Origin of the sequence: Kitasatospora sp. MY 5-36, from assembly GCF_001182915.1 — a bacterium.
In the GTDB taxonomy this organism is placed as follows: Bacteria; Actinomycetota; Actinomycetes; order Streptomycetales; family Streptomycetaceae; genus Kitasatospora.
Window position 1 is genome coordinate 1 of record NZ_LFVW01000881.1, and the last position, 3604, is coordinate 3604.

At 74.6% G+C, this 3604-nt stretch carries 3 protein-coding genes; 2 read left to right on the top strand and 1 reads right to left on the bottom strand.

What is annotated here, in order from left to right; all coding sequences use genetic code 11:
• On the bottom strand, window positions 1-844 hold an 844-nt coding region (locus tag AE652_RS37675), incomplete at its 3' end, for a serine/threonine-protein kinase (RefSeq protein WP_049659798.1).
• Window positions 845-1021: 177 nt separating this feature from the next.
• Here AE652_RS37675 and AE652_RS37680 point away from each other — a divergent pair.
• Window positions 1022-3301 carry an FdhF/YdeP family oxidoreductase gene (locus AE652_RS37680; RefSeq protein WP_049659800.1) on the top strand — a complete coding sequence of 760 codons (2280 nt, stop codon included), beginning with the start codon at window positions 1022-1024 and terminating at the stop codon, window positions 3299-3301.
• An 83-nt stretch (window positions 3302-3384) separates the two neighbouring features.
• The coding region (locus AE652_RS46930) for a hypothetical protein (protein ID WP_049659803.1) at window positions 3385-3604 on the top strand (220 nt) is incomplete at its 3' end.

The window sequence follows — 3604 nt, forward strand, 5'->3', positions numbered from 1 at the left end:
CCCGGCCGCCCGCCCACCCGGCCAGCTCGGCGAGCCGCCGCTCGACCGTACGGGCGTCGGCCGGCCGGTCCGCCGGGTCCTTCGCCAGCAGCTCCGCGACCAGCCCGGCCACCTGCGGCGGCAGCCCGAACTGCGCCGGGTCCAGCGGCGCGGGCACCTCGTTGAGGTGCTGGTACATCAGCACCGGCGTCGAGTCCCCGCCGAACGGCCGTGCCCCGGTGAAGAGTTCGACCAGGACGCAGCCCAGCGCGTACAGGTCGGCCCGCCCGTCCACCCGGCCGCCGGTCCACCGCTCGGGCGCCATGTACGCCGGGCTGCCGACGATCGTCCCGGTGGTGGTCAGCCCGCCCGCGCCGGTGTCCAGCTGGGCGATGCCGAAGTCCAGCACCTTCAGGTGCCCGGCGTCGGTGATCATCACGTTGTCCGGCTTGATGTCCCGGTGCACCATGCCCGCGTCGTGCGCGGCCGCCAGCGCGCCGCTGATCTGCCGCCCCCAGCGCAGGCTGAGCCCGGGCTCGGGCACCCCCGCCTCCAGCACCTCGGTGAGGGTGCGGCCGGTGAGCAGTTCCATCACCAGGTAGGTGACCTCCTCGCCGCCGAGCTCGCACTGCCCGAGGTCGTGCACCGTGACGATGTGCGGGTGCGAGAGGTTGCCGGCCGCGCCGGCCTCCCGGACGAACCGCAGCGCGGCCTTCGCCCGGTCGCCGCCGTGGTGCCCGATGACCTTGACCGCCACCGGCCGCCCCATCCGGGTGTCCTCGGCCCGCCACACCACCCCGAACCCGCCCTGCCCGAGCTTCTCCACCAGCTCGTACCGGCCGTCCAGGACGTCCCCGACTCGCACGCGCGCTCCCCTCCCGCCATGACGCCCAGACTCTACCGACGCCGGCCGCCGCCCTTCGCCCCGCCGTCGCCCCTCCCCGCCCGCCCCCTCCCCCGGCCCCCGGCCAGGTGGAAGGATGGAATCGAACCCCCGCACGAAGGCGGCGGTACGCACCAGCAGAGCCCGAGGAGAGCGGCCATGGCCAAGCAGGCCCCGCAGAGCGACCCGGCGCAGGACGCCCCCGAGGTGTCCGCGCCCCAGCACGCCGCCGCCGGGCTGCCCGCCATCGGCCACAGCCTGCGGATGGCCGCCGAGCAGATGGGCGCCCGCCGCACCCTGGCCACCCTGCTCAAGGTCAACCAGCAGGACGGCTTCGACTGCCCCGGCTGCGCCTGGCCGGAGCCGGACAAGCCGCACACCGCCGAGTTCTGCGAGAACGGCGCCAAGGCCGTCGCCGAGGAGGCCACCGAGCGCCGCGTCCGCGCCGAGTTCTTCGCCGCCCACCCGGTCGCCGACCTGGCCGAGCGCTCCGGCTACTGGCTGGGCCAGCAGGGCCGGCTCACCCAGCCGATGCTGCTGGACGAGGGCGCCACCCACTACACGCCGGTCTCCTGGGACGACGCCTTCGCGCTCGTCGCCGAGGAGCTGAAGGCCCTGGACACCCCGGACGGCGCCGCCTTCTACACCTCCGGCCGGACCAGCAACGAGGCCGCCTTCGCGTACCAGCTGTTCGCCCGCCGGCTCGGCACCAACAACCTGCCGGACTGCTCCAACATGTGCCACGAGTCCTCCGGCTCGGCGCTCACCGAGACGCTCGGCGTCGGCAAGGGCAGCGTCAGCCTGAAGGACCTCTACCAGGCCGACCTGATCATCGTGGCCGGCCAGAACCCGGGCACCAACCACCCCCGGATGCTCTCCGCGCTGGAGCGCGCCAAGCGGGCGGGCGCCACGATCGTCAGCGTCAACCCGCTGCCGGAGGCCGGCCTGGAGCGGTTCAAGAACCCGCAGCACGCGCGCGGCCTGGTCGGCCACGGCACCAAGCTGACCGACCTCTTCCTGCAGATCCGCCTCGGCGGGGACCTCGCGCTGTTCCGCGCGCTGAACCGGATCGTCCTGGAGCAGGACGGCGTCGACCGCGACTTCGTCGCCGAACACTGCTACGGCTTCGAGGAGTTCGAGGCCCAGGCGCGGCGGACCGACCGCGCCGAGGTGCTCGCCGCGACCGGCCTGCCCTGGGAGCAGATCGAGGAGCTCGGCCGGCTGGTGCTGAAGTCCGAGAAGATCATCGTCTGCTGGGCGATGGGCCTCACCCAGCACAAGCACGCCGTGCCGACCATCCGCGAGGTGGTCAACTTCCTGCTGCTGCGCGGCAACGTCGGCCGCCCCGGCGCCGGGGTCTGCCCGGTGCGCGGGCACAGCAACGTCCAGGGCGACCGGACGATGGGCATCTTCGAGCGCCCCGGCGACGCCTTCCTGGACGCCCTGGGCCGGGAGTTCGGCTTCGAGCCGCCGCGCGAGCACGGCCTCGACTCGGTGGACACCATCCGCGCCATGCGCGACGGCCGGATCGGGGTCTTCTTCGCGATGGGCGGCAACTTCGTCGCGGCCACCCCGGACACCGAGGTCACCGAGGCCGCGATGCGCAAGTGCCGGCTGACCGTCCACGTCTCCACCAAGCTCAACCGCTCACACGTGGTCACCGGCGCCCGCGCCCTGATCCTGCCCACCCTCGGCCGCACCGACCGGGACGTCAGCGCACGCGGCGCCCAGTTCGTCAGCGTCGAGGACTCGATGGGCCAGGTGCACGCCTCGCGCGGCGGCCTGCGCCCGCCGGCCCCCGGCCTGCTCTCCGAGACCGCGATCGTCTGCCGGCTGGCCCGCACCGTGCTCGGGCCGCGGGACACCGTGCCGTGGGAGGACTTCGCCACCGACTACGACACCCTGCGGGACCGGATCGCCCGCGTCGTCCCGGGCTTCGAGGACTTCAACGAGAAGGTCCGCCGCCCCGGCGGCTTCACCCTGCCGCACGGCCCCCGGGACACCCGCACCTTCCCGACCGCGACCGGGAAGGCCAACTTCTCCGTCAACCCGCTGACCGCCCCCGAGGTCCCGCCGGGCCGGCTGCTGCTCCAGACCCTGCGCTCGCACGACCAGTACAACACCACGATCTACGGCCTCGACGACCGCTACCGCGGCATCAAGGGCGGCCGCCGGGTGGTCCTGGTCAACCCCGCGGACGCCGAGGAGCTGGGGCTGACCGACGGCGGGTACGTCGACCTGGTCGGCGAGTGGAGCGACGGCGTGGAGCGCCGCGCCCCGCACTTCCGGGTCGTCCACTACCCCGTCGCCCGCGGCGGCGCGGCGGCCTACTCCCCCGAGACCAACGTGCTGGTGCCGCTGGACTCCACCGCCGACATCAGCAACACCCCCACCTCCAAGGCGGTCGTGATCCGCTTCGCCCCCGACAGCGGCGCGTAACCCCGAGCACCGCGAAGGCCGCCCCGCGTCCGGTGACGTGGGGCGGCCTCCTCGTGGCCTGTCCGGCGCGTCAGTGCGTCGGGGTGCCCAGCGGCAGCGTCGCCGTCGCACTGCCCGCGGCCGTGGCGGTCGCCGAACCGGTGCCGCTCGGGCTCCCCGTCGGGGTGCCCGTCCCGGTCGGGGTGGGCGTGCCGGTCGGCGTCCCCGTCGGGGTCGTGGTCGGGGTCGTGGTCGGCGTGCCGCCGGTCGGCGTCCCCGGGTCGGTCGGCGTACCGGTGCCGCCCGGCGTGCTCGGCGTGCCCG

Bases quoted from the DNA above. Each gene is read 5' to 3' on its own strand.
- AE652_RS37680 (WP_049659800.1), top strand. From the start codon at position 1,022: ATGGCCAAGCAGGCCCCGCAGAGCGACCCGGCGCAGGACGCCCCCGAG.